The sequence below is a fragment of the Flexivirga sp. genome (genome assembly GCF_051955415.1).
Lineage (GTDB): Bacteria > Actinomycetota > Actinomycetes > Actinomycetales > Dermatophilaceae > Flexivirga.
Genome location: NZ_JBQCGS010000046.1, coordinates 1 through 26,081, shown reverse-complemented (window position 1 = coordinate 26,081; position 26,081 = coordinate 1). Strand labels below are relative to the sequence as shown.

General features: G+C 69.4%; 20 protein-coding genes. 12 read left to right on the top strand and 8 right to left on the bottom strand.

Annotated features, from left to right (window positions below; all coding sequences use genetic code 11):
* Window positions 1-191: 191 nt before the first annotated feature.
* The gene (locus ACTHL4_RS07785) at window positions 192-437 is read right to left on the bottom strand and encodes a hypothetical protein (protein ID WP_440282179.1); all 246 of its coding nucleotides are present in this window, start codon (window positions 435-437) and stop codon (window positions 192-194) included.
* A 108-nt stretch (window positions 438-545) separates the two neighbouring features.
* Here ACTHL4_RS07785 and ACTHL4_RS07780 point away from each other — a divergent pair, with 108 nt between their 5' ends.
* Complete coding sequence (locus ACTHL4_RS07780) at window positions 546-1,490, top strand: NUDIX hydrolase (protein ID WP_440282178.1); 945 nt, start codon at window positions 546-548, stop codon at window positions 1,488-1,490.
* Window positions 1,491-1,494: 4 nt separating this feature from the next.
* Here ACTHL4_RS07780 and ACTHL4_RS07775 read toward each other — a convergent pair whose 3' ends face one another.
* Window positions 1,495-1,890 carry a phage holin family protein gene (locus ACTHL4_RS07775; protein WP_440282177.1) on the bottom strand — a complete coding sequence of 132 codons (396 nt, stop codon included), beginning with the start codon at window positions 1,888-1,890 and terminating at the stop codon, window positions 1,495-1,497.
* A 74-nt stretch (window positions 1,891-1,964) separates the two neighbouring features.
* Between ACTHL4_RS07775 and hisC the strand changes: the two genes are divergently transcribed.
* The 4 genes from hisC (at window position 1,965) to ACTHL4_RS07755 (ending at window position 7,045) form a co-directional block, all read left to right on the top strand.
* Window positions 1,965-3,080 (top strand): histidinol-phosphate transaminase, encoded by a 1,116-nt coding sequence (gene hisC, locus ACTHL4_RS07770; RefSeq protein WP_440282176.1) that lies wholly within the window; start codon window positions 1,965-1,967, stop codon window positions 3,078-3,080.
* 191 nt (window positions 3,081-3,271) lie between these two features.
* Window positions 3,272-4,492, top strand: a complete 1,221-nt coding sequence (gene pdhA / locus ACTHL4_RS07765; protein WP_440282175.1) for a pyruvate dehydrogenase (acetyl-transferring) E1 component subunit alpha — start codon at window positions 3,272-3,274, stop codon at window positions 4,490-4,492.
* Entirely contained in the window at window positions 4,492-5,481 is a 990-nt protein-coding gene (locus ACTHL4_RS07760) for an alpha-ketoacid dehydrogenase subunit beta (protein ID WP_440282174.1), read from the top strand. Before pdhA ends, ACTHL4_RS07760 begins: the two co-directional genes overlap by 1 nt.
* Window positions 5,482-5,599: 118 nt before the next feature.
* Complete coding sequence (locus tag ACTHL4_RS07755) at window positions 5,600-7,045, top strand: dihydrolipoamide acetyltransferase family protein (RefSeq protein ID WP_440282173.1); 1,446 nt, start codon at window positions 5,600-5,602, stop codon at window positions 7,043-7,045.
* Window positions 7,046-7,187: 142 nt separating this feature from the next.
* On the opposite strand, the gene ACTHL4_RS07750 is transcribed toward ACTHL4_RS07755, so the two are convergent.
* Window positions 7,188-10,076, bottom strand: coding sequence for an FAD-binding and (Fe-S)-binding domain-containing protein (locus tag ACTHL4_RS07750; protein WP_440282172.1), 2,889 nt, complete (start codon window positions 10,074-10,076; stop codon window positions 7,188-7,190).
* A 16-nt stretch (window positions 10,077-10,092) separates the two neighbouring features.
* Here ACTHL4_RS07750 and ACTHL4_RS07745 point away from each other — a divergent pair, with 16 nt between their 5' ends.
* Window positions 10,093-10,785, top strand: coding sequence for a GntR family transcriptional regulator (locus ACTHL4_RS07745; RefSeq protein ID WP_440282171.1), 693 nt, complete (start codon window positions 10,093-10,095; stop codon window positions 10,783-10,785).
* A gap of 9 nt (window positions 10,786-10,794) precedes the next feature.
* Here the strand turns inward: ACTHL4_RS07745 and ACTHL4_RS07740 are convergent, their stop codons facing one another.
* On the bottom strand, window positions 10,795-11,586 hold the full coding sequence (locus ACTHL4_RS07740; RefSeq protein WP_440282170.1) for an IclR family transcriptional regulator: 792 nt from the start codon (window positions 11,584-11,586) through the stop codon (window positions 10,795-10,797).
* 142 nt (window positions 11,587-11,728) lie between these two features.
* On the opposite strand from ACTHL4_RS07740, the gene ACTHL4_RS07735 reads away from it, so the two are divergent.
* Together ACTHL4_RS07735 and ACTHL4_RS07730 are read left to right on the top strand one after the other, a co-directional pair.
* Window positions 11,729-12,994, top strand: a complete 1,266-nt coding sequence (locus ACTHL4_RS07735; protein WP_440282169.1) for a hydroxyacid-oxoacid transhydrogenase — start codon at window positions 11,729-11,731, stop codon at window positions 12,992-12,994.
* A gap of 35 nt (window positions 12,995-13,029) precedes the next feature.
* A complete protein-coding gene (locus ACTHL4_RS07730) occupies window positions 13,030-14,394 on the top strand; it encodes an MFS transporter (RefSeq protein WP_440282168.1) in 1,365 nt (454 codons plus the stop codon).
* 12 nt (window positions 14,395-14,406) lie between these two features.
* Here ACTHL4_RS07730 and pdxR read toward each other — a convergent pair whose 3' ends face one another.
* On the bottom strand, window positions 14,407-15,867 hold the full coding sequence (gene pdxR, locus ACTHL4_RS07725) for a MocR-like pyridoxine biosynthesis transcription factor PdxR (RefSeq protein WP_440282167.1): 1,461 nt from the start codon (window positions 15,865-15,867) through the stop codon (window positions 14,407-14,409).
* A gap of 194 nt (window positions 15,868-16,061) precedes the next feature.
* Between pdxR and ACTHL4_RS07720 the strand changes: the two genes are divergently transcribed.
* Complete coding sequence (locus ACTHL4_RS07720) at window positions 16,062-17,426, top strand: aspartate aminotransferase family protein (RefSeq protein ID WP_440282166.1); 1,365 nt, start codon at window positions 16,062-16,064, stop codon at window positions 17,424-17,426.
* Window positions 17,427-17,449: 23 nt separating this feature from the next.
* Window positions 17,450-18,442, top strand: coding sequence for a phosphotransacetylase (locus ACTHL4_RS07715; protein ID WP_440282165.1), 993 nt, complete (start codon window positions 17,450-17,452; stop codon window positions 18,440-18,442).
* Between the two features lie 63 nt (window positions 18,443-18,505).
* Here ACTHL4_RS07715 and ACTHL4_RS07710 read toward each other — a convergent pair whose 3' ends face one another.
* From ACTHL4_RS07710 to ACTHL4_RS07700, 3 genes are read right to left on the bottom strand one after another with little or no spacing between them, the layout of a single operon-like run.
* Window positions 18,506-20,188 (bottom strand): cobaltochelatase CobT-related protein, encoded by a 1,683-nt coding sequence (locus ACTHL4_RS07710; RefSeq protein WP_440282164.1) that lies wholly within the window; start codon window positions 20,186-20,188, stop codon window positions 18,506-18,508.
* A gap of 3 nt (window positions 20,189-20,191) precedes the next feature.
* On the bottom strand, window positions 20,192-21,193 hold the full coding sequence (locus tag ACTHL4_RS07705) for an AAA family ATPase (protein ID WP_440282163.1): 1,002 nt from the start codon (window positions 21,191-21,193) through the stop codon (window positions 20,192-20,194).
* Entirely contained in the window at window positions 21,190-21,999 is an 810-nt protein-coding gene (locus tag ACTHL4_RS07700) for an IclR family transcriptional regulator (RefSeq protein WP_440282162.1), read from the bottom strand. The genes ACTHL4_RS07705 and ACTHL4_RS07700 overlap by 4 nt, the downstream gene beginning before the upstream one ends.
* 177 nt (window positions 22,000-22,176) lie before the next feature.
* On the opposite strand from ACTHL4_RS07700, the gene xsc reads away from it, so the two are divergent.
* A complete protein-coding gene (gene xsc, locus ACTHL4_RS07695) occupies window positions 22,177-24,018 on the top strand; it encodes a sulfoacetaldehyde acetyltransferase (RefSeq protein WP_440282161.1) in 1,842 nt (613 codons plus the stop codon).
* Between the two features lie 308 nt (window positions 24,019-24,326).
* Complete coding sequence (locus tag ACTHL4_RS07690; protein ID WP_440282160.1) at window positions 24,327-26,006, top strand: amino acid permease; 1,680 nt, start codon at window positions 24,327-24,329, stop codon at window positions 26,004-26,006.
* Window positions 26,007-26,081 lie beyond the last annotated feature (75 nt).

The window sequence follows — 26,081 nt, the reverse complement described above, 5'->3', positions numbered from 1 at the left end:
GCTGCGGGCGGTGCCGCCGTGACGGTGACCACCACGTGTGTGGCCGGCAAGCCGAGCGTGCTGGTCTCCGGTGGCGGTGCCGCAGGCGTCCACACCGGGGGCTCGGTGTCGCTCGCGACATTCACCAATTCGAACGCAGTGGGCACCGTCTCGTTCGCGTCGAAGACCGTGGGTGGGCACCTGGTCGGGGCCTACATCTCCATGCCGAGCCTTTCGCCTGGGACGTACGTCGCGCTGACCGGCGCCGACTGCGCGGCGGCTACGACGCCGCCGCCGGCCACGTCGACGACCACCACCCCGCCGACCTCCACGTCGACGACCACCCCGCCGCCGAGCTCGACGACGACCAACCCGCCGACGTCGACGCCGCCGACGACGGCGCCTCCCAGCACGGAGCCGCCGACGCCGACGCCGACGACCACCACCCTCCCGGTCACCGGCTGATCGCGGTCATCAACACGACAGGAGCTGTGCCCCCACGCGCCATACGGCGTGCGGGGGCACAGCCCTTTCTGGTGCGGCGACGACTCTGCAAGGGTGGGGGTATGACGCAGGCGCCGCACCATGCACCGATCCTGGGCGACGGACGCGAGCTGCGCCGGCTGGTCTCCGGCGACGTCCCGCCGCTCGAGCACGGCGTGCCCGGCTGGGTGGGCGACGACGGTGTGCACGCATTCGCCATCGACGACGCGGACGCTTTCGCCGGGCTGGTGGCGTTGCGACTGCCCGAGCATCGAGACGGCGCAGGCCAATTGGCGTGGCAACTCCGGCCCGGATCCCGGGGGCGCGGTCTCGCGGCAGCTGCGTTGCGAGCCGTGATCGCGCACGGCTTCACCCATCTCGGGCTGCGCCGGGTCGAGGCGTATGTCGCCCGCACCAACCGGTCCGCGCTCCGCACGGCAGCGCAAGCGGGCCTGCGCACCGAAGGGGTGCTGCGCGAGTTCCGCGACGGTGCCGACGCGATCGTCCTCGGCCGACTCGCGAGCGACCCCGAGCCGGGCACCCGCGACGCGTTCACCGCATGGCTCAACACCTCGCTGCCGACCAAGCGCACCATCGCCCAGGCGCTCGTCCGTGACGAATCCGGCCGGCTGCTGGTGTGCGAGCTGGTCTACAAGAAGCCCTGGGACCTGCCCGGAGGCGTTGTCGATCCGATGGAGTCGCCTGCGTCCGCGGTCGTGCGCGAACTGCACGAAGAGCTCGGAGTGACCGCCCGGGTGCATTCGCTGGCCGCCGTCAGTTGGCTGCCGGCCTGGCGTGGCTGGGACGACGCGACGTTGTTCCTCTTCGAAGTCACCGTGCCGGCGGAGCAGCTGTCCGCCATACAGCTGGAGGCACGGGAGATCCGGGCCGTGCACTGGTGCGACCTGTCCGAACTCGCCGAGCACGCAGCCGATTACACGGTCCGTGCCGCCGAGCGCGCGCTCGCCGCCCTGGATGCCGGAGCCGGCACCGTCTATCTCGAGGACGGCCGCCCGCCGTCCTGGTGAGGACTCAGCGGGCCTCGAGCTCGTCCGGCAACAGCATGTTGATCAGCATGCTGACGAACGACACCACGAGCGCGCCGAGGATCGCCGCCCAGAAGAAGTCGTCGATGTGGAAGGACAGCCCCAGGCTGTCGGACAGCCACGACAGGATCTGCAGCATGAAGGCGTTCACCACGAAGGTGAACAACCCCAGCGTCAGGAAGATGAGCGGGAACGACAGGAAGTGCGCGATCGGCTTCACGATCGCGTTGATGACGCCGAAGACGATGGCGACGACGATGATCGTCAGCACCTTGGAACTCGTCGACTTGCTGTCCTGAGCCAGCGTGATGCCTGGCACGACGATCGCGGCGATCCACAGCGCGACAGCGTTGATACCGGTCTTGACCAGGAAGTTCTTCATGGGTCCAGCTTGTCACGTATGACGCTCGCGACCGCCGCGAACGCGCCTGCCGCGGGGTCCTAAGCTGCGGAAGTATGACTGACGCCACACCGGGGACCGTCCGACTGCGAGCGACCCTCGAGTTCATCCCCCGTTACGTCGCGGGCAAGCCGGCAGCCGAGCAGCCCGGGCGCACGACATACAAGATCAGCAGCAACGAGAACCCTTATCCGCCACTGCCGTCCGTGCTGCAGGTGGTGCAGGACGCCATGCAGACGATGAACCGCTACCCCGACATGGGCACCGTCGAGCTGCGGGAGGCGATCGCGAAGCACTTCGACGTGCAGGCTGACGAGGTGGCGACCGGGACCGGCAGTGTCGGGCTGCTCGGCACGCTGCTGCAGATCACCTGCGAGGCCGGCGACGAGGTCGTCTACGCCTGGCGGTCCTTCGAGGCCTACCCGATCGTCGTGGGGCTGTCCGGTGCGACCGGCGTGCAGGTGCCGCTGGACGGTGAGGCACGACACGACCTGTCCGCGATGGCCGACGCGATCACCGATCGCACCCGCCTGGTCATCGTCTGCAGCCCCAACAACCCGACCGGTCCGGCGGTGCACGCCGGGGAGCTGGAGGAGTTCCTGGAGCGGGTGCCGTCCGACGTGCTCGTCGTGCTCGACGAGGCCTACTTGGAGTTCAACCACGACACCGACGCCGCGGACGCCCTGTCCGTATGGCGCTCGCGCCCGAATGTCGCTGTGCTGCGCACCTTTTCGAAGGCCTACGGGCTGGCCGGACTGCGCGTCGGCTACTGCATCGCCCACGAGCAGGTCGCATCGGCGCTGCGCACCGCGGCGGTGCCGTTCGGTGTCTCGCACGTGGCGCAGCAGGCCGCGATCGCAAGTCTGGCGGCATACGACGAACTCGACGAGCGGGTCCAGGCGCTGGTCGCCGAGCGCGACCGGCTGCTGATCGGGCTGCGGGACCTGGGTTACCCCGTCCCCGACACGCAGGCCAACTTCGTCTGGCTGCCGCTCGGCGACAAGGCCCTGGACTTCGCGGCGGCAGCGGAGGCCGCCGGTGTGGTGGTCCGGCCGTTCGCCGGTGACGGCGTGCGCTGCAGCGTCGGCGAGGTCGAGGCCACCGATCGACTGCTCGAAGTGGCGGCACGCTGGTCCAGCTCCTACTCGGCCGACGTGGTTACTCATCGGTAGCCCTCCGGATTCGGCGCGCGGGACCGTCGCGGGTAACCTTCCCGCGTAAGGCAATGTGAGCCGCGTCATACCCGATGGACACCGATTCCGAACGTATGGCGACACGGCCCAGCGCCCGCCCGGTGACCCCGGCGCAGGCGCACGACACGTCGCGGCACACCCGGCCCGCGGCCGCCCGAGAAGGAGAACCCATGCCTGACGATGCAATGGATTCGGCGCCGGTGACGCCGGGCCCCGTGAGACATCACGAGACGGTGGTGACAGGTCCGATGGAGCACGACATCACCGATGGCGGCCCCGACATGGTGCAGTTCGTCGATGGCGACGGCAATCGTCTGCCGACCAGCGACGCGAACGCCGACTATGCGCAGATCGTGGAGGACCTGACCCCGGAGGACGGTCGCTCGATGTACCGCGATCTGGTGCTGGTGCGCCGGATCGACGCCGAGGGGCACGCGCTGCAGCGGCAGGGGGAGCTCGGCCTGTGGCCGTCCCTGCTCGGCCAGGAAGCCGCGCAGGTCGGCGCCGGGCGCGCGATGCGCCCACAGGACTACGCCTTCCCCGGTTACCGCGAGCACGGCGTCGCCTGGTGCCGCGACGTCCCGCCGGAGAACCTGCTGGGTCTCTTCCGCGGCGTCAACCACGGCGGCTGGGACAGCAACGCCAACAACTTCCACCTCTACACGATCGTCATCGGCAACCAGATGCTGCACGCGACCGGTTATGCCATGGGGGTACAGCGCGACGGTGCGGTGGGCACCGCGGACCTCGACCGCGACACCGCCGTCATGGCGTTCACCGGTGACGGGGGCACCGCGCAGGGCGACTTCAACGAGGCGCTGGTCTTCGCCGGCGTCGCGAATGCCCCGATGGTGTTCTTCGTCCAGAACAACCAGTGGGCCATCAGTGAGCCCAACTACAAGCAGTTCCGCATTCCGCCATACCAGCGCGCACGCGGCTTCGGCTTCCCGGGCGTGCGGGTCGACGGCAACGACGTGCTGGCCGTGTATGCCGTGACGAAGGCCGCGATGGACGCCGCTCGTGCCGGTCAGGGCCCGACCCTGATCGAGGCGTTCACCTACCGCATGGGTGCGCACACCACGTCGGACGACCCGACCAAATACCGCATCGCCGCCGAGGTGGACATCTGGCGCGAGAAGGACCCGATCGCCCGCATGCGCGGCTTCCTGTCGACCAAGGGCCACGCCGACGAAGAGTTCTTCGACGCCGTCGACAAGGAGGCCGACGAGCTGGCGGCTCGGATCCGCAAGGCTTGCCAGGAGATGCCCAACCCGCCGAAGCCGGCGATGTTCGACGACATCTACGTCGACCCGCATCCCGTGGTCGAGCGGGAGAAGGCGGAGTTCATCGCCTACCAAGAGTCCTTCGCCGGATCGGAGGGTGGTCACTGATGGCTGCTCAGAAGCTCTCCCTCGCCAAGGGATTGAACGCCGGCATGCGCAAGGCCATGGAGGACGACCCCAAGGTCGTGCTCATGGGCGAGGACGTCGGCAAGCTCGGCGGCGTCTTCCGGATCACCGAGGGGCTGCAGAAGGACTTCGGCGAGGACCGCGTCATCGACACCCCGCTGGCCGAGTCCGGCATCGTCGGCACCGCGATCGGCCTGGCGCTGCGCGGCTACCGCCCGGTGGTCGAGATCCAGTTCGACGGGTTCATCTATCCGGCGTTCGACCAGATCATCAGCCAGGTCGCCAAGATGCACGCGCGGTCGCTCGGGCACCTGAAGCTGCCCCTGGTCATCCGCGTCCCGTTCGGCGGTGGCATCGGCGCCGTCGAGCACCACACGGAGTCCAACGAGGCCTACTTCGCCCACACCGCGGGCCTGCGGACGGTCAGCTGTGCCGACCCGGCCGACGCCTACTGGATGATCCAGCAGGCGATCGCCTCCGACGACCCGGTGATGTTCTACGAGCCGAAGCGCCGCTATCACGAGCGGGCCGAGGTCGAGCTGGACGAGGCGGCCGGTGCACCGCTGCCGCTGCACAGCGCCCGCGTGGCCCGCGCAGGTGAGGACGCGACGCTGCTGGCCTACGGGCCGATGGTCAAGACCTGCCTCGACGCCGCGGGCGCGGCGCAGGGCGAGGGCAAGTCGCTGGAGGTCATCGATCTGCGGTCGCTGTCGCCGCTGGACACCGAGACGATCTTCGCATCGGTTCGCAAGACCGGTCGGTGCGTCGTGGTGCACGAGGCGTCGACCTTCCTCGGCATGGGCGCCGAGCTCGCCGCGCAGGTACAGCGCGAGTGCTTCTACTCGTTGGAAGCACCGGTCATGCGGGTCGGCGGTTACAACATCCCCTATCCGCCGTCCCGCTACGAGGAGGACTTCCTGCCCGACCTGGACCGGATCCTCGACAGCGTCGACCAAGCGCTCAGCTTCTGATGCAACTCGCCGGCCGCGGCCTGCTCGCTGGTCGAGTGCCCGGAGGAGCGAAGCGGGGGAGGGTGTATCGAGACCCGAGCCGCCATACTTTGAAACTTGCACGAGGAGAATACTTTTCATGGGCGTGAAGCAGTTCAAGCTGCCCGACCCCGGCGAGGGTCTGGTCGAGGCCGACATCGTCACCTGGAAGATCAAGCCGGGCGACCAGGTCAAGGTCAACGACATCGTGGTCGAGATCGAGACCGCGAAATCCCTGGTGGAGTTGCCGATCCCGTGGGAGGGCAAGGTCGTCGAGCTGTTGGTCAGCGAGGGTGCCACCGTCGAGGTCGGTGCGCCGATCGTGAGCGTCGATGTCGTCGGTGCCGAGGACGAAGCACCCGCTGCGGCCGCACCGGCCGCGGCGGCCGATGACTCCGGCGACGACTCGGGCGAACGCGTCGCCAATCTCGTCGGGTATGGCGCCGTCGAAGGCGCGACGAAGCGTCGTGCCCGGCGGGCGTTCGAGGGTGTGCAAGGACCAGGCAGTCAGGGCGACCCGTTGCCCGCACCGGACCTGCACAAGCACGTCGCGACCGACGCCGTGCCGAGCGCGCCGGTGCCGCGCGAGGATGCGCCGGCTCCGACCCGGTCCCGCCCCGGCGGAGCCGCTCCCGCGCCGGCCGCGAAGGGCGGCAAGGCGTTGGCCAAGCCCCCGGTGCGGAAGTTCGCCAAGGACAACGGTGTCGACCTGTCACAGGTCCAGCCCAGCCGTGCGGACGGCGTCATCAGCCGCGCCGATGTGGAGGCGTTCCTGTCCGGCGGCGGGGCCACTGCGTCCGCGCCGGCGGTTGCCGCGCCATACGACGGTGCACGCGAGACCCGCATCCCGGTCAAGGGCGTGCGCAAGATGACCGCGCAGGCGATGGTCGGGTCGGCGTTCACGGCGCCGCACGTCACCGAGTTCGTGACGATCGACATGACCCGCACCATGGAGCTGGTCGAGCGGCTGAAGTCCGACCGCGACTTCCGCGACCTGAAGGTCACGCCGCTGCTGGTCCTCGCCAAGGCGTTGTGCGTTGCGATCAAACGCAATCCGGAGGTCAACGCGACCTGGGACGAGGCGGCGCAGGAGATCGTCGTCAAGCACTACGTCAACCTGGGCATCGCCGCGGCGACGCCGCGCGGCCTCGTGGTCCCGAACATCAAGGACGCCGACCGGATGTCGATGCGAGAGCTGGGCGAAGCGCTCGGTGCGCTGGTCGGGACCGCCCGGGAGGGGCGCACGCCGCCGCCCGACATGTCCGGCGGCACGATCACCATCACCAACGTGGGCGTCTTCGGTGTCGACACCGGCACTCCGATCATCAACCCCGGTGAGTCGGCGATCCTGTGCTTCGGCCAGGTCCGCAAGATGCCGTGGGTGGTGACCGACGAGCACGGCGTCGACCAGATCGTGCCGCGCCAGGTGACGCAGCTCGGCCTGTCGTTCGACCACCGACTGATCGACGGCGACCTCGGGTCGCGCTTCCTGGCCGACATCGCCGCGTTGCTGGAGGACCCGGCGAAGGCGCTGGTCTGGGGCTAGCTACCCGCTCCGAGACGTTGAGGGCCGGCAGTTGGTGCGAAAACCGCACCAGCTGCCGGCCCCATTGCGATCCATCGCACCGGGTGCGCAGCGCTTGGTGAGCACGCCGTAGTCAACGCATCGGGTATGTCAGCAGTGCGGCCTACCGCACGGCGGGCAGAGCACCGGCCAGCAACTGCGCCAAATGTATGGCGGAAGTCCCCGCCAAGTCCTGCAGTTGCGTGCGACACGAGAAACCGTCGGCCAGGATGACGTCGTCCGGGCCTGCGTCCCGCACCGCCGGCAGCAGGTGGCTCTCCGCCACCGCGAGCGAGACCTCGTAATGACCCTGCTCGACGCCGAAATTGCCTGCTAAGCCGCAACATCCACCGATGCGGACAACCTCCGCACCCGCTGCCGTCAGCAGTCGCTCGTCGGCGGTCCAGGACATCACGGCGTGGTGGTGACAGTGCGGTTGGGCGATCACCCGCGTGCCGGTGAGATCCGGCGCACTCCAGTCAGTGGTGCGGGTCAGCAGCTCGGCGAGCGTGACGGTGGACCCGGCGACCTGGGCGGCGCGTGCATCGCCCGGTAGCAGTGCCAGCAGATCGTGGCGCAGCACGGCGGTGCACGACGGTTCCACTCCGACGATCGGCACGCCATCTGCCGCCGCCGGGGCGAGCGCCGAAACCAGTGTGGTGAGAGTGCGTTTCGCGGCGTCCAGCTGACCGGTGGAGATGAGTGTCAGCCCGCAGCAGGTAGCGCGCGGCGGCAGCACCGGCTGATATCCGGCGGCGCGCAGGACGTGCACCATCGCCGTGCCGATCTCCGGCGTGAACTCGTCGGTGAAGGTGTCCACCCACAGCAGTGCCGGCCGGTCGAGAGCGCCGGGCTCATAGGGACGCAGGCCGTGGGTGACGGCCCACTGCGCGAAGGACGTCGCTGCGATCACCGGGATCGAACGGCGCGGGTCGACGCCGCCGAGACGCTTCGCCATACCCGCCTTGTCGCCGAAGCGCATCGCCATCCGCGCGAGCCGTGGCGTCCGCCGCGCCAGCCTCAGCCACTGCGGCAACCGGCCGAGCGTGTAGTGCGAGATCGGCCGGCGACGGCCGGCGTACGCCTGATGCAGCACCTCCGACTTCATCGACGCCATGTCCACACCGGTCGGGCAGTCCGACAGGCAACCCTTGCACGACAGGCAGAGATCGAGTGCTTCGTGTACCGCCGGTGCACGCCAGTCACGTTGCACCACAGAGCCGTTGATCATCTCCTGCAGCGCCCGTGCGCGGCCGCGCGTGGAGTCCTTCTCCTCCTTGGTCGCGTGGTACGACGGGCACATGACCCCACCCGAGCCGGTGTTGTCAGCCCGGCACTTGCCGACACCGGTGCAGCGGTGGACCGACTGCCCGAAGTCGCCGTTGTCGGACGCCCAGGCGAGCGCGAGGCCCTCTGGTCTCGATACACCCTCCCCCGCTGCGCTCCTCCGGGCACTCGACCGACGTGGGCTTGGCCAACTCTGCGCCGGAAAGCGCAGATCGGCATCGATCGGTGCCGGATCGACGAGCACCCCTGGCGCCAGACGGTTCTCGGGATCGCAGATGCGTTTGACCGCCGCGAAGAGATCGAGGGACGTTGCGTCGTACATGTGCGGGAGGAGCTCACTGCGGGCGCGGCCGTCACCGTGCTCGCCGGACAGCGAACCACCGTAGCGGCCGACCAGCTCGGCGGCGTCGGTCATGAAGGAGCGCACCACCTGTGGTGCGTCCGGACGCTGCAGCGGCAGATCCAGCCGCACGTGCATGCACCCGTCGCCGAAGTGGCCGAACGGCGCGGACGTGAGCCCGTGTGCCGTGACCAACTCGTCGAAATCGCGCAGGTAGTCGCCCAGTCGGTCCGGGGGCACCGCGGCGTCCTCCCAGCCCGGCCACGCAGGCTCTCCGGCGGGTGACCGTCCCGCCAGCCCCGCCCCGTCGGCCCGGATGCGCCACAGGGCAGCGGTTTCCGCGGCTGAACGCACGACGCGCGCATCGATCGCACCGAGCGAGGAGTCCGCGGCCAGCGCATCGGCCCGCGCATCGACCTCGGGCAGCTCATCACCGCTGATCTCCACGAACAACCACGCGCCGCCGCGTGGCAGGTCGGGCACGGCGGTGTCCCCTCGCCGGGTGCGGACCACGTCGGTGAGGCGTGCATCCAGGCCCTCACACGCGGTCGGACGATGCGCGAGCACCGCCGGAGAAGCGGCGCCCGCCGCGACGATGTCGGTGAAACCCAGCGCGACCATCCGCCGGTGCTTCGGGTCGGGCACCAGCCGGACGGTTGCCTCGGTCACGACGCCGAGAGTGCCCTCGGAGCCGACCAGGAAGCGTGCGACGTCGGCTCCGCGCTCGGGCAGCAGATGCTCCAGCGAATAGCCGGACACCTGCCGGCCGAACCGGCCGAACTGCGTGCGGAGGTGCGCCAGGTTGTCGCGCCCCAGTCGGCGCAGGGCGTCCGCCTCAGCGCACGGTATGGCGTCGTCGACACGCGACCCGACGTCGAATTCTGTTGCCGTCCCGAAGAAGCCGCGCAATGCGAGCACATTGTCGGCGGTCCTTCCATAACCGAGGCTGCGAGAGCCGCACGCGTTGTTGCCGATCATCCCGCCGATGGTGCAGCGGGTCGACGTCGACGGGTCCGGCCCGAAGCGCAGCCCGTGCGGCGCGGCGGCGCGCTGCAGTTGCTCCTGTATGACGCCCGGCTGCACGCGAGCGGTCCGTGCCTCGCGGTCGATCTCCAGGATGCGGTTCAGGTGCCGCGAGGTGTCCACCACGAGCCCGGGACCGACCGCATTGCCCGCCACCGAGGTGCCCGCACCACGCATGGTGAACGGGACACCGGCGTCCCGGGCGACGCCATACGCGGTGGCCACCTCGTCCGAGGATCGGGGGAAGACGACGGCGAGCGGCGGCACCCGGTAGAGCGAGGCGTCCGAACTGTAGATCGCGCGCGTCGTGTCGTCGTCGCGTGCGGAGAGGCCGGCCGAGCGCAAAGCGGAGATCAACGACATAGGTAACATGTTACCCATGACTCTCGCGGAGGACGCGGCGACGCAGGTGCGCGCCTGGCTGTATGACGGGACGATCGGCCGCGGCATCTTCCACTCGGTGCCCGAGATGGCCGAGAAGCTCGGCATGTCACGCAGCCCGGTGCGCGAGGGACTGCTGCGCCTGGCCGATGCCGGACTGATCGAGTTCGTCCCGCAGCGCGGGTTCCGGGCGGTGCTCCCGACCGGACAGGACATCGCGGAGATCTTCGCGCTCCGTCTCGCGCTGGAGCCCGACGCCGCCGCGCGTGCGGCCAGGCTCGGCGCCGGTCGCACGGCCGTCGCGCGGGGACTGCGCAGCCAGCTGCGGCAGATGCGGGCCGCCGCGAGTGCCGGCGACGACGCGGGCTTCGGTGGCGCCGACGAGCTGCTGCACGCCACGATCCTGGAGTGCTCGGGCAACGCCCGGCTGGTGGCGTTGGTCGCTGAGCTGCGCGACACCACCCGGCTGATCGGGGCGAACACCGCCGGCCGATCGCGCACCCACCTGGAGGTGCTGGAGGAGCACGAACCGTTCGTGGACGCCATCGCGGACGGCGACCCGGCGCGGGCTGCCATGTCCATGCGGCGACACCTCATCGACACCGGGCGACTGCTGATCACCCAGGCCCACGACGATGGCGACACCGGCGCCTGGCGGGCTTGGTCGAGGATGGTCGACGAGGACGAGTGAGCGCGGCAGTCAGTCCTGCGAACGCAGCACGCTCGCATCGGGTATGACGCGAGAGACCTCGCGGGCCGTCGCCGCGACGGCCGGGCCGAGTTCCTCGATGCGGTCCTTGTGCATGCGCACGCTGGGCGCCTGCAGCACCACCGCGGCACGGGCGATGCCGTCGCCGTCGAGCACCGGCGCCCCGACGCAGCGCACGCCCTCGACGTTCTCCTCGATGTCGATCGAGTAGCCCCGCTCGTGGGTCTGCTCCAGTTGCCGCTCGAGCTGGGCGCGCGTGGCGAGGGTGCCCGGGCCGACCGGAGGCAGCCGGCCCGGCAGGCCTGCCAGGTAGTCGGTGGTCGAGTCGCCGAACGCCAGCATTGCCTTGCCGGACGCGGTGCTGTAGAGCGGGAATCGCGCACCCACGTGCTGCACGAAGCGCAGCGGCAGCGTGGACTGGACGCGGGCGAGCACCACGGACTCGACACCGTCCCGCGCGGCGAGGTTCACCGACTCGTGGGAGCTCTCGGCCAGACGGTGCAACGGCTGCATCGCCTTGTCGATGCCCAGCACGCGCTCTGCGGCGCGTCCCAGCACGACCGCCCGGGGCCCCAGGTGATAGCGCTCCGTGTCCGGGTCCCTCAGCACCATGCCCTCGACCAGAAGCGCCTTCGCGATCCGGCTGGCCGTTCCGGCGGTCAGGCCGGTGCGCTCGGCGAGCTCTCCGGTCGACAACTCGGCGTGCTCGGCCAGCACGCCGAGCACGGTCAACGCACGTTCGATCGCCTGGGTGCCGGTGGGGGCGTTCGCGGACTTGACCACGGCGCTGACTCTACGGCGCGCCGACGGCGCCCGTGGCCGCTGCCGCCGCCGGCAGCTGCCCGAATGTCGGCCAAGGTCTTGTGCGATGGATCACATATTCGTAATGTGGCGATCAACACCACATTATGAACAAGGAGTTTCGATGACCACCGAGAACGAGTCCGTCTTCACCTGGGCCGCCCCGCCGTTGAAGTTCGGCGTCGGAGCGCTCGCCGAGATCGGCGCCGAGGTCGGGGCCCGCGGCGCACGCTCCGTGCTGGTGCTGACCGACCCGGGCGTCGCCGAGTCCGGTGTCCCGGCGCGGGTCGCCGCATCGCTGCAGGCTGCCGGCCTGGAGACCACCGTCTACGACCAGGTCGGCGTGGAGCCGACCGATGAATCCATCGGCGAGGCGATCGATTTCGCCCGGCAAGGGGACTACGACGCCTACGTCGCGGTGGGCGGCGGGTCGGCGATCGACACCGCCAAGGCCGTCAACCTGCTCACCACGCACGACGGCGAACTGCTCGACTTCGTGACGCCGCCGATCGGTGGCGGGCGCAGGCCGAGCAACCCCCTCAAGCCCTTGATCGCCGTGCCGACCACGGCCGGCACCGGCTCCGAGTCGACGACCATCTGCGTCATCGACATGCTCCGACTGCATCTCAAGGCCGGCATCAGCCACCCAGCGCTACGACCGCATCTCGCCATCGTCGATCCGACGACCACCCTGACCTTGCCGCCGGAGGTCACCGCGGCCAGCGGCATGGACGTCCTGTCCCACGCTCTGGAGAGCTACACCAGCGTGCCGTTCGACTCCAAGCCCGCGCCGGAGGACCCGATGGCCCGGCCGGCGTTCTGCGGTGCCAACCCGATCAGTGACGTCTGGTGCGAGATGGCGCTGAAGCTGGTGGGCGCCAACCTGCGCCGTGCCGTGATGAACGGCCGTGATCTGCAGGCACGCACCCAGATGGCGCTCGCATCGACATACGCGGGCACCGGATTCGGCAACGCCGGCACGCATCTGCCGCACGCCAACGCCTACTCGATCGCCGGTGCGGTGAAGGCATACAAGGCGTCGGGCTACCCCGAGATGCCGATGGTGCCGCATGGCCAGGCGGTCTCGGTGACCGCGCCGCACGTCTTCCGCTGGACTTACCCGGGTGACCCGCAGCGCCACCTACGGGCCGCCGAGTTGCTGAGCGGCCGGACGTTCACCGGCGTCGACGGCGCCGACGCGCTGGCGGGTGTCCTGCACGAGCTGATGGCCGACATCGGCATCCCGAACACGCTGGGCGCCTTCGGGTATGACGAGAGCGATGTCGACACCCTGGTCGCCGGCGCGCTCAAGCAGACCCGCCAGTTGTCCGTGGTCCCACGGCCCGTCACCGCCGAGGCCCTCGGCGACATCTTCCGCGCGGCGCTCTGATCCGCCGCCCTACCAGGGACCCAGGAGGCCAGACGATGCCGCACAGCGACGAGGCGATCGACGCACTCACGTCACCGCCGAACAGGAAACAGATCCGGGCGGTCCTCGCGTCCTGCGTGATGGGCACCACCGTGGAGTGGTACGACTTCTTCCTCTACGGCGTGGCGGCGGGGTTGATCTTCAACAAGCAGTTCTTCCCCTCGCACGATCCCGCGGTGAGCACGATGCTCGCGTTCGCCACGTTCGCACTGGGTTTCGTGGCCCGGCCGATCGGCGGGCTGATCTTCGGCCACATCGGCGACAAGATGGGCCGTAAGCGCACCCTGGTGATGACGATGCTGATCATGGGCGTCGCCACGTTCCTGATCGGCTGCCTGCCGACATACGACCAGGTCGGGCTGCTCGCACCGGCGTTGCTGATCGTGCTGCGTCTGCTGCAGGGTGTCGCCGTCGGCGGCGAGTGGGGCGGAGCGGTGCTGATGTCCGTCGAATACGCACCGCGCGGCAAGCGGGCGCTCTACGGGTCGACACCGCAGGCCGGCCTGGCCGTCGGCCTCGTCCTCGGCACCGGTGTCTTCGCCCTCGCCGGTGCGGTCATGAGCGATGTGGCATTCACCTCCTGGGGCTGGCGGATCACTTTCTGGCTCAGTCTGCTGCTGGTGATCATCGGGCTGATCGTGCGTCTGAAGGTGATGGAGACGCCGGCGTTCCGCAACATGGAGCAGAGCGAGGGCAAGGCCAAGGTGCCCGCCAAGGAGCTGATCGCGGATCCGACCAGTCGGCGAAACCTGTTGCTGGGCATGGGGGCTCGGTGGGTCGAGGGTGTCGCGTTCAACGCGTGGGCGGTCTTCTCGATCAACTACGCGACCGACACGCTCGGCATGGAGCGCCAGCCCGCGCTGCTCGGAGTGATGGCCGGCGCGGTCGTGCTGCTCGTCCTCATCCCGGTCAGCGGCATGCTCGCCGACCTCGTCGGGATGCGCGAGGTCTATGCGGCGGGTGCGGTTCTCGCGGCGGTCGCGCCGATCGTCGTCTTCCCGATGCTGCACACCGGCAACGCGTTGGTCTTCGGCCTCGGCATCGTGCTGGCGCTCGGGGTGCTCTACCCGCTCATGTACGGCCCCGAGGGCGCGTTCTTCGCCGGCCTCTTCCCGGTGCATGTGCGCTACACGGGCATCTCGGCGGTCTACCAGGTCTCGGGCATCGTCGCCTCGGGTCTGACGCCGATGATCCTGACCTGGCTGCTGGACCGCGCGGACGGCGGGACCGGCCTGCTGATCGGCTACTTCGTGGTCACCGGCGTGGTGTCGGCGGCGTGCGCCCTGTGCATCCGCTCGACGCCGCTGCCGCGCCGCAGTGGCGGGCGCAAGGCGGCGGCCGAAACCGCTTCCGCCGTATGACGACCCGGCCGCTCAGTGGGTCAGCTCCTGGCAGACCGTGGCGAGCGCGCGGACCCCGGGCGTGATCGCGCGCATCGGTATGGCGCCGTAACCGAGCCGGAAGTGCCGGCGTGCCAACGGATCGGCCGTCTGGAAGTAGACGTCACCGCGTTCGACGAGCACGCCGGCCGACCGTGCCCGGGCGGTGAGCTCGACGGCGTCGAACCCCGCCGGGCCGGACAGCCACAGGCTGACTCCGCCCGGCGGGGACGGCCCGGTCTCGAAGGGCAACTCGCGCTCGACGGCCTCACTGATGGTCGTCCACCGCTGCTGCAGCCGCTCACGGTGCCGGCGCAGGGCGCGGTGGTAGTCGCCGCTGCTGATGAACAACGCCATCGCGCGCTGCAGCTGCCCGGGCGGGTGGCGCAGTTCGTAGCGACGCACCTGGGCCAGCTCGCGCACCAGGTCGCGGTGCGCGACCAGATAGCCCAGGCGCAGCCCGGGTGAGAGGAACTTGGAGAACGTGCCGAGATAGACCACGTCACCGGTCGGGTCCAGCGCCTTGAGCGCCGGACTGGGTTGCCCCCGGTACCGGAACTCGGAGTCGTAGTCGTCCTCGACCAGCACGCTGCCCGCCTGTCCGGCACGCTGGACGAAACGCAGCCGGCGCTCCATCGACAGGGTCACGTTGGTCGGTGCCTGATGGCTGGGGGTCACGTAGAGCAGGTCGATGTCGCTGAAGTCCTCCGGCGGGATCGCCCCATCGGCGTCGACCGGCATCGGTCGCAGCCCTGCGCCGGTGCGGGTGAAGATGTGCCGGGCCTCCAGATATCCCGGATCCTCCATCGCCACCACGCTTTTGCGGCCGAGCAGCAGCCGGCCCAACAGGTCCAGGCCGTGCTGCGAGCCGACGGTGATCAGCACCTCACCGGCGTCCGCCTCGATGCCCCGGGCCGGCAACAGTTGCCGGCGGACCGCGTCGACGAGCATCGGGTCGTCGACGCCGAGGCTGTCCTGCAACGAGGGGTACACGTGCGGGTGGTAGAGCGACTCGCGCAACGCTCGCTGCCACGCGCGCACGGGAAAGCTGCGCACGTCGGTCTGCCCGGCCAGGAAGGGGTAGGGATAGGAAGCCCAGTCGGCGACCTTCTCGATGTGCGGCAGATCCGCGTCGGGGAAGGTGCGGGTCCGCTTGGACCAGTCGATACCGGAGGTCCGGTGCGGTACGCCGGCCAGCGCCGACTGCACATCCGGATTGACGAAGAGACCACGCCGTACCCGGCTGACGACGATGCCGGCCGCGATGAGTTCCTCGTAAGCCAGTTTGATCGTGTTGCGCGAGACGCCGAGGTCGATCGCCAGTGCCCGCGAGCTCGGCAGCGCCTCGTCGGGATCGAACATCCCTGTGGTGACGGCGTTTTCGAGCGCGCGCCGGACCTGCCGGTAAAGCGGCTCGGCACTCTCACGGTCCAACCGGAGCAGGGTCAGCGCCACCGTCCGCACCCTTTCCGTCGTTGCCTGGCATCCCTCCATCAAACCAATCCGACGCACCCGCGTGGGCCAAAACGGCGCAGATCGTCCATTCCGATCTGGGTCCATCAATGACAACTCGACTGGACCTTCTAAGGCCCAGCACCCTTGTCCCATGGTGGGGATATACGCACTCACAACGTCCCAGGGAGGCCGTCATGTCTGACACCCGCGCACTCGCCCAGCGCCACTTGTTCCCGCATTTCACCCGCGGGCAGGCATGGCAGGACGAGGGACTGCCCATCATCGAGCGCGGCGAGGGCTGTTACTTGTACGACGACGCCGGTCGCCGCTTCCTGGACGGCCTGGCCGGACTGTTCTGCGTCAACATCGGACACGGCCGCAGCGACATACCTGCCGCGGCGTCCAAGCAGATGGAGAAGCTGGCCTACTGGACCAACTGGTCGGCGGCACACCCGATGGCCGCCGAGGCGGCGGCCACCATCGCCCGACGCGCGCCCGGCGACCTCGACACCGTCTTCTTCGTCAACTCCGGCTCCGAGGCCGTCGAATCGGCGGTCAAGTTCGCCCGGCAGTACTGGCGCAGCCAGGGCCAGCCGGAGCGCACCAAGATCCTGTCCCGCGACATGGCCTACCACGGCACGACGCTGGGCGCCCTTGCGGTCACGGCGATCCCGAAGTACAAGGAGCCGTTCGGGCCGCTGATGCCCGGCACCCGGCACTTCCCCAACACCCTCGGCGAGCAGGTGCCCGAGGGCGGCACGGCAGCCGACCTGCCGTCGCTGAAGGCGCTGGTCGACATCATCGAGGAGGAGGGGCCGCAGACGATCGCGGCGATCTTCGCCGAGCCGGTCCAGAACTCTCGCGGTGCCCTGGTGCCGCCGGAGGGCTACTGGCCGGAGCTGCGCGCGATCGCCGACCGCTACGGCATCCTCCTGGTCGCCGACGAGGTCATCTGCGCCTACGGTCGCCTCGGCGAATGGTTCGGATCGGCCAAGTACGACGTCGTACCGGACCTCATCACCTTCGCGAAGGGTTCCACCTCCGGCTACGCACCGCTCGGTGGTGTCCTGATCCGGCAGCCGCTCGCCGCCGCGCTGCTGGACTCACCGAACGCGGGCATGTTCACCCACGGCGCCACCTGGGGTGGTCACCCGGTGTCCACCGCCGTCGCACTGACCAACCTCGGCGCGCTCGCCGAGGAGCAGGTGCTGGAGAACGTCCGTGCCCACGAGCCCTACTTCCAGCAGCAGCTGGACCGCCTCGTGGACGCCCACCCGACGTTCGGCGAATGGCGTGGCACCGGCTACTTCTACGCGCTGGAACTCACCGCTGACCGGGAGAACGGACGCGCACTGACCGCCGACCAGGGCGCTGCGCTGGTCCGCGAGGTGATGCCGAAGGCGATGCGCGACGTCGGCCTCATCACCCGGCCGGACGACCGTGGCGCGACGATGCTCATGCTCTCGCCGCCGCTGATCGCCGACCGCGAGGTCCTCGACGACCTCTTCCGCTGCGTCGACGCGGTCCTGACCGCGACCGACGCCCACGTCCGTCGCTGAGCGGTCAGGGGAGCGAGCAGATCATGGGTAGCAGCGAACCGCTGTCGGCCCAGTGGGCGCAGCGTCTGCACGAGGGCACCGCTGCGCCCACGGCCGTCGTGCTCGCCGAGGGCGAGGACCGGCGGGTCCGGGAAGCGGCCTCGCAGCTGGCCGAGATCGGTGTGCGGCCGATTCTCGTCGGCCGCTGGCGGGCAGACCTGTCCCGCGATGTCGAATGCCGGTCGGTGCACGAGTTGCAGACGGTCGACGTGGCAGACCGGCTGGATCGTCTCGGGGACCGCAAGCAATGGTCTCCGCACGAGCGGCGGGCGGCCGCCACGGATCCGCTACTGGTCTCGGCGTGCTCGGTCGGCGCAGGCGAGGTCGACGCAGCGGTCGCGGGCGCGGTCAGCCCCTCGGGCGACGTCATCCGGGCGGCGCTGCGTGGGATCGGCTTAGCTCCGGCGAGCTCGATACTGTCCAGTTGCTTCCTGCTCGAGCTCGGCACCGGCGCGCCGGTCGCTTTCGCCGACTGCGCGGTCGTGCCGGAGCCGGACGTCGACGGCCTGGCCGACATTGCGCTCAGCACCGCGCGCACCTTCGGTGCGCTCACCGGCCGAGACCCTGCGGTCGCGATGCTGTCGTTCAGCACGAGCGGGAGTGCGGACCACCCGACCGTGCGATTGGTGCGGGAGGCCACCGCCCTTGCGCTGCAACGGGATCCGGCGCTGCGCATCGACGGCGAGTTGCAGTTCGACGCGGCGTTCATCCCGGCGGTCGCCGCCAGCAAGGCACCGGACTCCAGTGTCGCGGGCGAGGCCAACGTCTTCGTCTTCCCGAACCTGGCGGCCGGCAACATCGGCTACAAGATCGCCGAACGGCTCGGCAACGCCTCGGCATACGGCCCGATCCTGCAGGGCCTGCGTGCGCCGATGAACGACCTGTCCCGCGGTTGCTCGACGCAGGACGTCGTCAACGTGGCGTTGATCAGCGCCCTGCAGGCGGCCAGTGCGGACCGAGCGGCCGTCGTCGGCTGAGCGCCGACTGTGCCGTTCCGATGCCCGCGTCCAGTGCTGCCGCGTGGCCACCATCGCGGCAGCCTATTCGGTGATCAGATCCAGTGCGGCGTGCACCGACTCGCGGCTCAACCGGTCGCCGAAGGCCACCGTCCGGCTGCGTCGGTAGAACGCGCTCAGGTCGGCGTCGATGCCCAGTGCGCACAGGCTGATGTCACCGTCGCGTTCGATGCCGTCGGCGACCGCCGCCAGGTGCTGGTCGAGGTATGCCGGACCCTGGGCGTCACGAGTGGCCGTCGACATCGGACCGCCGTCGGAGATCACCAGTAGGACCCGCCGGGCGGCGTCCTGCCGTCGCGTCAGCCGGGCGGCCCACTGCAGCGCCTCGCCGTCGATGCCCTCGGCATACAGGTCCGGGCGCAGCAGCGCGGGCAGGCCACGACGTGCGGTGCGCCAGGTCGCCCCCGGTCGCGCGAACACCAGGTGGTGTGTGCCGCCCAGTCGTCCCGGGTGCGCGGGCGATCCGGCGTTCCGCCAGTCCTGGGCGGCACGCCCGCCGTGCCAGTCGACGGTGCTGAACCCGAGGACGCCGACCGGCACGCCGGCCAGGCCCAGTCCGTGGCCGAGCAGGTCGCACAGCGCTGCCGTCCGGGCACAATGCCGTCGCATCGATCCGGAGCAGTCCAGCAGGATCGTCACCGCCGCGTCGCTGCGCTGCCGTGTCGCCGGCAAGCGGAAGATGCCGGTCGGGTCCTGGCGGGCCACGAACTCACCCAACCGCGCGGAGTCCAGCAGGCCCTCGTCCGTCCCGCCCGCCCAGCCCTCGTCGACCGGGTGGCTCAGCCGGGCGGCGGCGATGCGAGCGACTCTGCCGGCCGGGAACGGCCGTGGAGTCTGCTCCAGAGCGGTGCGCCAGCGGTCCAGCTGATCGGGTCGACCGAGGGACTCGCCGTCCGACTCGCGGTCGTAGTCGGTCGAGAACACTGAATATTCGCGTATGGCGCGCGCGGTGGCGGCAGCCGCGCCGGTGCCACCGCCGGCAGTGTCGTCGTTGGTGTCGTCGTCGGATCCGGGTGGCACGAGCGGCACAAAGCCGACCTCACGCAGCACGGACTGCTCCACGTCGCTGCGGTCGTCCGGGAATCGCCCGGCGACGGCCGTCGCGATCTCCAGGGCCGGCTGTGCGAACGCCTCCTGATCGGCGGCGAGCCGGGGTAACGCTCGCAACGGCCGGCCGATCCGCTCGGCCAGGCCGAACCGGGTCGCCTCGATCGTGTCCTCGAGATCCTCGGCGATCGGCGTCGCGGTCAGTCGGGACCGCAGCACCACGGCAACGGTCAGCAGATGCAGGCCGAGCTCGGTCTCGATGGCCCCGGTCTGCCAGGCGGTCGCCACCCAGCGGTCGAACAGGCGGGCCAGATTGCGCCGAGCGCCGGGCAGGGTGCGGGGCACGAGTGATTCGCAACGGAGTTGTTCGGCGAGCTCGAACACCATGCGGGCGATGTCCGGGACCGGCGTCAGCCGGGCGTGCAGCGCTGCGTCGCTGTGCCGCAGCCGGGCGCCGACGGCATCGGCGACACCCGCTGAGGTGTCCTCGTCGGTGAGGTCCGCGGTGACGACATGAGCGGCAGCGACCGGCCGGGAACCGTGCTCGGTCAGCAACAACTCCCCCCGTCGGACGAGGCGGGCACCGCTCAGCGCACGGGCGGCAGCCGCCGATCGCTCGGCGAGCGCGACTGCCGGTGCGACGTCCAGGTCGGGCGCCATGGGTCAGGCGGTCGCCGGCAGCGCCAGGTCGAGGTCGGCGTCGAAGCACCGTTGGAAGAACTCCGCCACCAGCGGCTTCTCGTCATCGGCGCACTTGTTGGTGAAGGCCAGCCGCAGCGACCTGGCCACATCGTCGAAGATCGTGATGTTCTCGGCCCAGCTGATCACGGTGCGGGGCGACATCAGGGTCGACAGGTCGCCGGCTGCGAAAGCGCTCCGGGTGAGGCCGGCGAACTCGACCATCGCGGCGACAAGTTCAGGACGGGTGCGCAGGTCGGGCACCCGACCCAGCACGATGTCCGACTCGCGCTCTGCCGGAAGGTAATTGAGCGTCGCGACCACGGACCAGCGGTCCAGTTGCGCGTGGTTGAGCCGTTGGACGCCGTGGTAGAGCCCCGAGGTGTTGCCCAGGCCGACCGTGTTGGCGGTCCCGAAGAGGCGGAAGCCCTCGTGCGGGTGCAGCACGCGGTTCTGGTCCAGCAGCGTCAGGCTGCCCTCGTGCTCCAGAACGCGCTGCAGCACGAACATCACGTCCGGGCGGCCGGCGTCGTACTCGTCCAGCAGCAGTGCCACGGGTCGCTGCAACGCCCACGGCAGGATGCCCTCGGCGAACTCGGTGACCTGCACGCCGTCGCGGACCACCACGGTGTCGCGACCCACGAAGTCGAGCCGGGACAGGTGTCCGTCGAGGTTGACCCGCACGCACGGCCAGCCCAGGCGCGCGGCGACCTGTTCGACGTGGGTCGACTTGCCCGTGCCGTGCAGCCCCTGCAGCAGCACCCGCCGGTTGTGCGCGAAACCGGACAGGATCGCCAACGTCACGTCCGGATCGAAGACGTATGCCGGATCGACCGCCGGCACGTGCTCCACCAAGTCGTCCGGGGGAGTGGCGAGAGGCACCCGCATCGACGTATCGATGCCGAACAGCTCTCGCACCGCGGCCATGTGGTGGCTGGTGGTGCCGCGCATCCGGTCGCTCATCCGGTCATTCATCCGGTCATTCATCGACTTCCCTCCTGTTCGATCTGTGCAAGAGCGGAGGCGGCACGCCGCAGGGCGGGCAACAGCTCCGTCGCCGACGACCTGTCGATCCGCAGCACCGGCGCCTGGGTCGCCACGCACAGGTTGGAACGTTCGCTCTCGCCGGGCACCAGGACCGCGATGCAGACGAGTCCCGGCAGGTATTCCTCGTCGTCGATCGCGTAGCCCTGCTCGGCGATGGTGTCCAGCTCCGCGTCCAGTGCTTCCAGGGACGTGATCGTGTGCGGCGTGAAGCGTTGCAGCGGAGCGTGCTCGAGCAGCCGGTGCCGTTGCCTGGTGCTCAGTTGCGCGAGCACCCGTTTGCCGCTGGCGGACGCATGCATGGGCACCCGTGAACCCGGGCCGAGCTGGACCCGCAGCGGCTCATCCGTCTCGACCCGGTCCAGGTAGACGACCTGATCACCGGACAGGGCGGTGATGTTGCAGGTCTCGCCGGTCTCCGCGGCCAGGTGGCGCAGCACCGCGTGCCGGGCGCCGAACTGCACGGTGTTGAGCATCAGCGTCTCGGCGAAGCTGCGCAACCGGGCGCCGGTGCCGTAGTGACGGCCGTCGGCCTGCCGGACCAGCAGGCCGGCGCTCTCCAGTTGCTGCAGCATGCGATGCAGGGTCGGCTTGGGCAACCCGGTCTCCTCGACCAGCCCCTGCAGTGTCACGAAGTGGTCCTTGCCGCCGATCAGCTCCATCAGGGCGAAGAGCCGCAGCGCCGGGGTCTCACCGCTGAGCGGATCCCCGGGCAGGTCGCGAGGCCCGGACGGGGCTGGGGAGGTCATGGAGCACCTTTCAACGGGGGAGTTTCGGAAAACGGTACCGGACGAACAAGAAAACGAGATTTCCTTGACAGTACTGCAGGCCCGGCCTACCGTCCATGTTGTTCAACTATTTCGACCTCGACGTTCCGTTTTTCGAGACAACGCTGATCGAGGCCCCAGGATGAAGGAGCGGAGCACATGACCGATCTCGCAGAAGGCGTCGAGGCACAGGCGCTGGAATCACAAGTGGCCGGACGGTCGGCGGAGTCCGCCGGTGTGCAGCGGATGACCCCGTCCGAGGCATTTGTGGAGACGATGGCGGCCAATGGGGTCGACACGATCTTCGGCATCATGGGCTCGGCCTTCATGGACGCGATGGACATCTTCGCGCCGGCCGGCATCCGCCTGGTGCCCGTGGTGCACGAGCAGGGCGCTGCGCACATGGCCGACGGATATTCGCGGGCCAGCGGCCGGCACGGCGTGTGCATCGGTCAGAACGGGCCGGGCATCAGCAACTGCGTGACCGCGATCGCGGCGGCGTTCTGGGCGCACAGCCCGGTGGTCATCGTGACCCCGGAGACCGGCTCGATGGGCATCGGCCTCGGTGGCTTCCAGGAGGCCAACCAGCTGCCGATGTTCCAGGAGTTCACCAAGTACCAGGGGCACGTCAACAACCCCAAGCGGATGGCCGAGATCACCGCGCGCTGCTTCGACCGGGCGCACTCCGAGCTCGGGCCGACCCAGCTGAACATTCCGCGTGACTATTTCTACGGCGAGCTGGAGTGCGAGGTCCCGCAGCCGCAGGTCCTCGACCGCGGCCCGGGTGGCACCAAGTCGCTGGACGAGGCGGCCGAACTGCTCGCCACCGCGAAGTTCCCGGTCATCGTCTCCGGCGGCGGGGTCGTCATGGCCGATGGTGTGGAGGAGTGCAAGGCGCTGGCCGAGCGCCTCGGTGCGCCGGTCGTCAACTCCTACCAGCACAACGACTCCTTCCCGGCCAGTCACCCGTTGTGGTGCGGACCGCTGGGCTACCAGGGGTCGAAGGCCGCGATGAAGCTGATCAGCCAAGCCGACGTCGTCCTCGCGCTCGGCACCCGGCTCGGCCCGTTCGGCACCCTGCCGCAGCACGGTATGGACTACTGGCCCAAGGACGCCAAGATCATCCAGGTCGACGCCGACCACAAGATGCTCGGTCTGGTCAAGAAGATCTCCGTCGGCATCTGCGGCGATGCCAAGGAGGCCGCCGCCGCCCTGACCGACCGGCTGCGTGACCGCACGCTCGCCTGCGACGGCACCCGCGACGAGCGTGCCGACCGCATCGCCAGCGAGAAGCAGGACTGGGAAGCCGAGCTCGACGAGTGGACCCACGAACGCGACGACTACAGCCTGGACATGATCGCCGAGGCCGAAGGTGAGGACGGCAACTGGCTGCACCCGCGCCAGGTGCTGCGTGAGCTGGAGAAGGCGATGCCGGAGCACGTCATGGTGTCCACCGACATCGGCAACATCAACTCGGTCGCCCACTCCTACCTGCGCTTCGAGGAGCCGCGGTCCTTCTTCGCGCCGATGAGCTTCGGCAACTGCGGTTACGCCCTGCCGACCATCATCGGCGCCAAGGCGGCCGCGATGGACCGGCCGGCGATCTCGTATGCCGGTGACGGCGCCTGGTCGATGAGCATGACCGAGATCATGACGGCCGTCCGGCACCACATCCCGGTCACCTCGGTGGTGTTCCACAACCGCCAGTGGGGTGCGGAGAAGAAGAACCAGGTCGACTTCTACAACCGGCGGTTCGTCGCCGGGGAGCTGGACAACCCCAGCTTCGCCGAGGTCGCACGGTCGATGGGCGCCGAAGGTGTCACGGTCGACAAGCTCGAGGACGTCGGCCCTGCCCTGCAGGCCGCGGTCAAGGCACAGATGGAGGACGGCGTCACCACCGTCATCGAGATCATGTGCACCCGCGAGCTGGGCGACCCGTTCCGCCGGGACGCCCTCGCCAAGCCGGTGCGTCTGCTGAAGAAGTACCAGGACTACGTCTAGTCACCCCACGAAGTTTCTCCCCCGCTTCGCTCCGCCGAATACTTCGCGGGGACCCCGACTCTCGAAGCGATGGAAGAACCAAAAAGGGCCGAGGACCGACCGGAGATCTCCGGTCGGGCCTCGGCCCTTGTCATTTTCGTCGGGTTGTGCCTGGCTGGTACCACGAGTGCGCACGGGTGTGGTACTGCTCATACCCTTCAGTCGCCGATTCAATGGCTGAATCGAAATTCACACTCTGACAACGATATTCGGCCAGCGAGTGAGCAACTGTCGCACACGTCGGGTGGCGCGGATGGAGGCACCAGCACATGAGTGAGACCTTGGAGACGACCGCCGAGAGCGGGCTCGGAAAGGGCCTGAAGCAACGTCATATGAACCTGATCGCCCTCGGCGGGGTGATCGGAGCCGGCCTCTTCGTCGGCAGCGGTGTCGTGATCGACGACGCCGGACCAGCGGCGGTGATCTCCTTCCTCATCGCCGGCCTGATCACCGTGCTGATCATGCGCATGCTCGCCGAGATGGCGGTCAATCGGCCGGCGCTCGGCTCGTTCTATGTTTACGCACGCGAATCCCTGGGCCGCAGAGGAGGATTCGCGGTCGGCTGGATGTACTGGTACTTCTTCGTCATCGTGGTCGCGGTCGAAGCCGTGGCCGGCGGGCGCATCCTGCAACTGTGGGTGCCGGCGGTGCCGCTGTGGATCCTGAGTCTGGGGCTGATGCTGGTGCTGACCGGCACCAACATGGTCAGCGCCCGGTCGTACGGCGAATTCGAATACTGGTTCTCCTCGATCAAGGTCGTGGCGATCGTGCTCTTCCTCGCCGCCGGCATCCTGTGGCTGACCGGCCTGTGGCCCGACTCGACCCCCGGCCTGGGCAACCTGGTCGATCACGGCGGCTTCGCGCCGATGGGCTGGGGCGCGGTCATCGCGGCGGTGGTGCCGTGCGTCGCGTTCTACACCGGTGCGGAGATCGTCACCATCGCGGCAGCCGAGTCCGAGCATCCCGCGCAGGCCATCGCCAAGGCGATGCGGTCGATCATCGTCCGGGTGGTGACGTTCTACGTCGGCTCGATCTTCGTGGTCGTCAGCGTCCAGGCGTGGAACGGCAAGAACGTCAGCGTGAGCCCGTACGCCTCGGTGCTGTCGGTGCTCAACGTGCCCGGTGTCGAGACGATCATGAACCTCATCGTGTTGACCGCCGTGCTGAGCTGCCTCAACTCCGCGCTCTACACCTCGTCACGGATGCTCTTCGCGCTGACCCGGCACAACGACGCCCCCATGGCGTTCACCAAACTCTCCAAGAGCGGCGTGCCGCGGCGCGCCATCTTCGCGGGCACGCTGGTGGGCTATGTGTCGGTCATCGCGGCATACGTCTCGCCCGACGCGGTCTTCAGCTTCCTGGTCAACTCGTATGGCGCCGTGGCGCTCTTCGTCTACCTGGCGATCGCGATCTCCCAGGTCGTGCTGCGCCGCCGCCTGGAGAAGGAGCTGCCGGAGGGCCCGCTGCTGAAGATGTGGCTCTTCCCGTGGCTGAGCTACCTGACCATTGCTCTGATGGCCGGGGTGATCCTGGCCATGGCGTTCATCGGCAAGACCCAGAACGAGTTCTGGCTCAGCCTGCTGACCCTGGGCGTCATCCTGGCCGTCTACGAATGGTGGCAGCGGCGGCACCCCATGGTCGGCGAGAAGCGCCCGGTGCCCGGCCCCGGCAACGTCGAGCGCCCGGCCCCCGCCTTCGCCATCGTCGACGTGCCCGACAAGTCGGTCAGTGCTCGCGAGCGGGCACGGCGCATCCGCGAGTTCCGCGAGGCGCGCAAGCGCAACTCCTGCGTGCCGCTGGAGTGGGGTGCGGGCGGCCGGCCGTTGGACGGTCACGAAGCGATCCCGCACGGCGCAGCGTTCGCGGAGGCGTCCAAGCTGGACGGCGACGTCCCCGACAGCCACGGCATCACCGCGGTGGTCGTGGAGGAGGACGAGCCGCAGGCCTGACCCGTCATCACTGCGCCGTGAACGAAGGAGCGGCCCGGCGCCGGCGGGGGCGGCGGAATGGCAACCCGGGGGTTT

What these genes read in the sequence shown, in the direction of transcription:
- ACTHL4_RS07780 (WP_440282178.1), top strand. Translation starts at nt 546, where the DNA reads ATGACGCAGGCGCCGCACCATGCACCGATCCTGGGCGACGGACGCGAG.
- ACTHL4_RS07775 (WP_440282177.1), bottom strand. Translation starts at nt 1,890, where the DNA reads ATGAAGAACTTCCTGGTCAAGACCGGTATCAACGCTGTCGCGCTGTGG.
- hisC (WP_440282176.1), top strand. Translation starts at nt 1,965, where the DNA reads ATGACTGACGCCACACCGGGGACCGTCCGACTGCGAGCGACCCTCGAG.
- pdhA (WP_440282175.1), top strand. Translation starts at nt 3,272, where the DNA reads ATGCCTGACGATGCAATGGATTCGGCGCCGGTGACGCCGGGCCCCGTG.
- ACTHL4_RS07760 (WP_440282174.1), top strand. Translation starts at nt 4,492, where the DNA reads ATGGCTGCTCAGAAGCTCTCCCTCGCCAAGGGATTGAACGCCGGCATG.
- ACTHL4_RS07755 (WP_440282173.1), top strand. Translation starts at nt 5,600, where the DNA reads ATGGGCGTGAAGCAGTTCAAGCTGCCCGACCCCGGCGAGGGTCTGGTC.
- ACTHL4_RS07750 (WP_440282172.1), bottom strand. Translation starts at nt 10,076, where the DNA reads ATGTCGTTGATCTCCGCTTTGCGCTCGGCCGGCCTCTCCGCACGCGAC.
- ACTHL4_RS07745 (WP_440282171.1), top strand. Translation starts at nt 10,093, where the DNA reads ATGACTCTCGCGGAGGACGCGGCGACGCAGGTGCGCGCCTGGCTGTAT.
- ACTHL4_RS07735 (WP_440282169.1), top strand. Translation starts at nt 11,729, where the DNA reads ATGACCACCGAGAACGAGTCCGTCTTCACCTGGGCCGCCCCGCCGTTG.
- ACTHL4_RS07730 (WP_440282168.1), top strand. Translation starts at nt 13,030, where the DNA reads ATGCCGCACAGCGACGAGGCGATCGACGCACTCACGTCACCGCCGAAC.
- ACTHL4_RS07720 (WP_440282166.1), top strand. Translation starts at nt 16,062, where the DNA reads ATGTCTGACACCCGCGCACTCGCCCAGCGCCACTTGTTCCCGCATTTC.
- ACTHL4_RS07715 (WP_440282165.1), top strand. Translation starts at nt 17,450, where the DNA reads ATGGGTAGCAGCGAACCGCTGTCGGCCCAGTGGGCGCAGCGTCTGCAC.
- ACTHL4_RS07710 (WP_440282164.1), bottom strand. Translation starts at nt 20,188, where the DNA reads ATGGCGCCCGACCTGGACGTCGCACCGGCAGTCGCGCTCGCCGAGCGA.
- ACTHL4_RS07705 (WP_440282163.1), bottom strand. Translation starts at nt 21,193, where the DNA reads ATGAATGACCGGATGAATGACCGGATGAGCGACCGGATGCGCGGCACC.
- ACTHL4_RS07700 (WP_440282162.1), bottom strand. Translation starts at nt 21,999, where the DNA reads ATGACCTCCCCAGCCCCGTCCGGGCCTCGCGACCTGCCCGGGGATCCG.
- xsc (WP_440282161.1), top strand. Translation starts at nt 22,177, where the DNA reads ATGACCGATCTCGCAGAAGGCGTCGAGGCACAGGCGCTGGAATCACAA.
- ACTHL4_RS07690 (WP_440282160.1), top strand. Translation starts at nt 24,327, where the DNA reads ATGAGTGAGACCTTGGAGACGACCGCCGAGAGCGGGCTCGGAAAGGGC.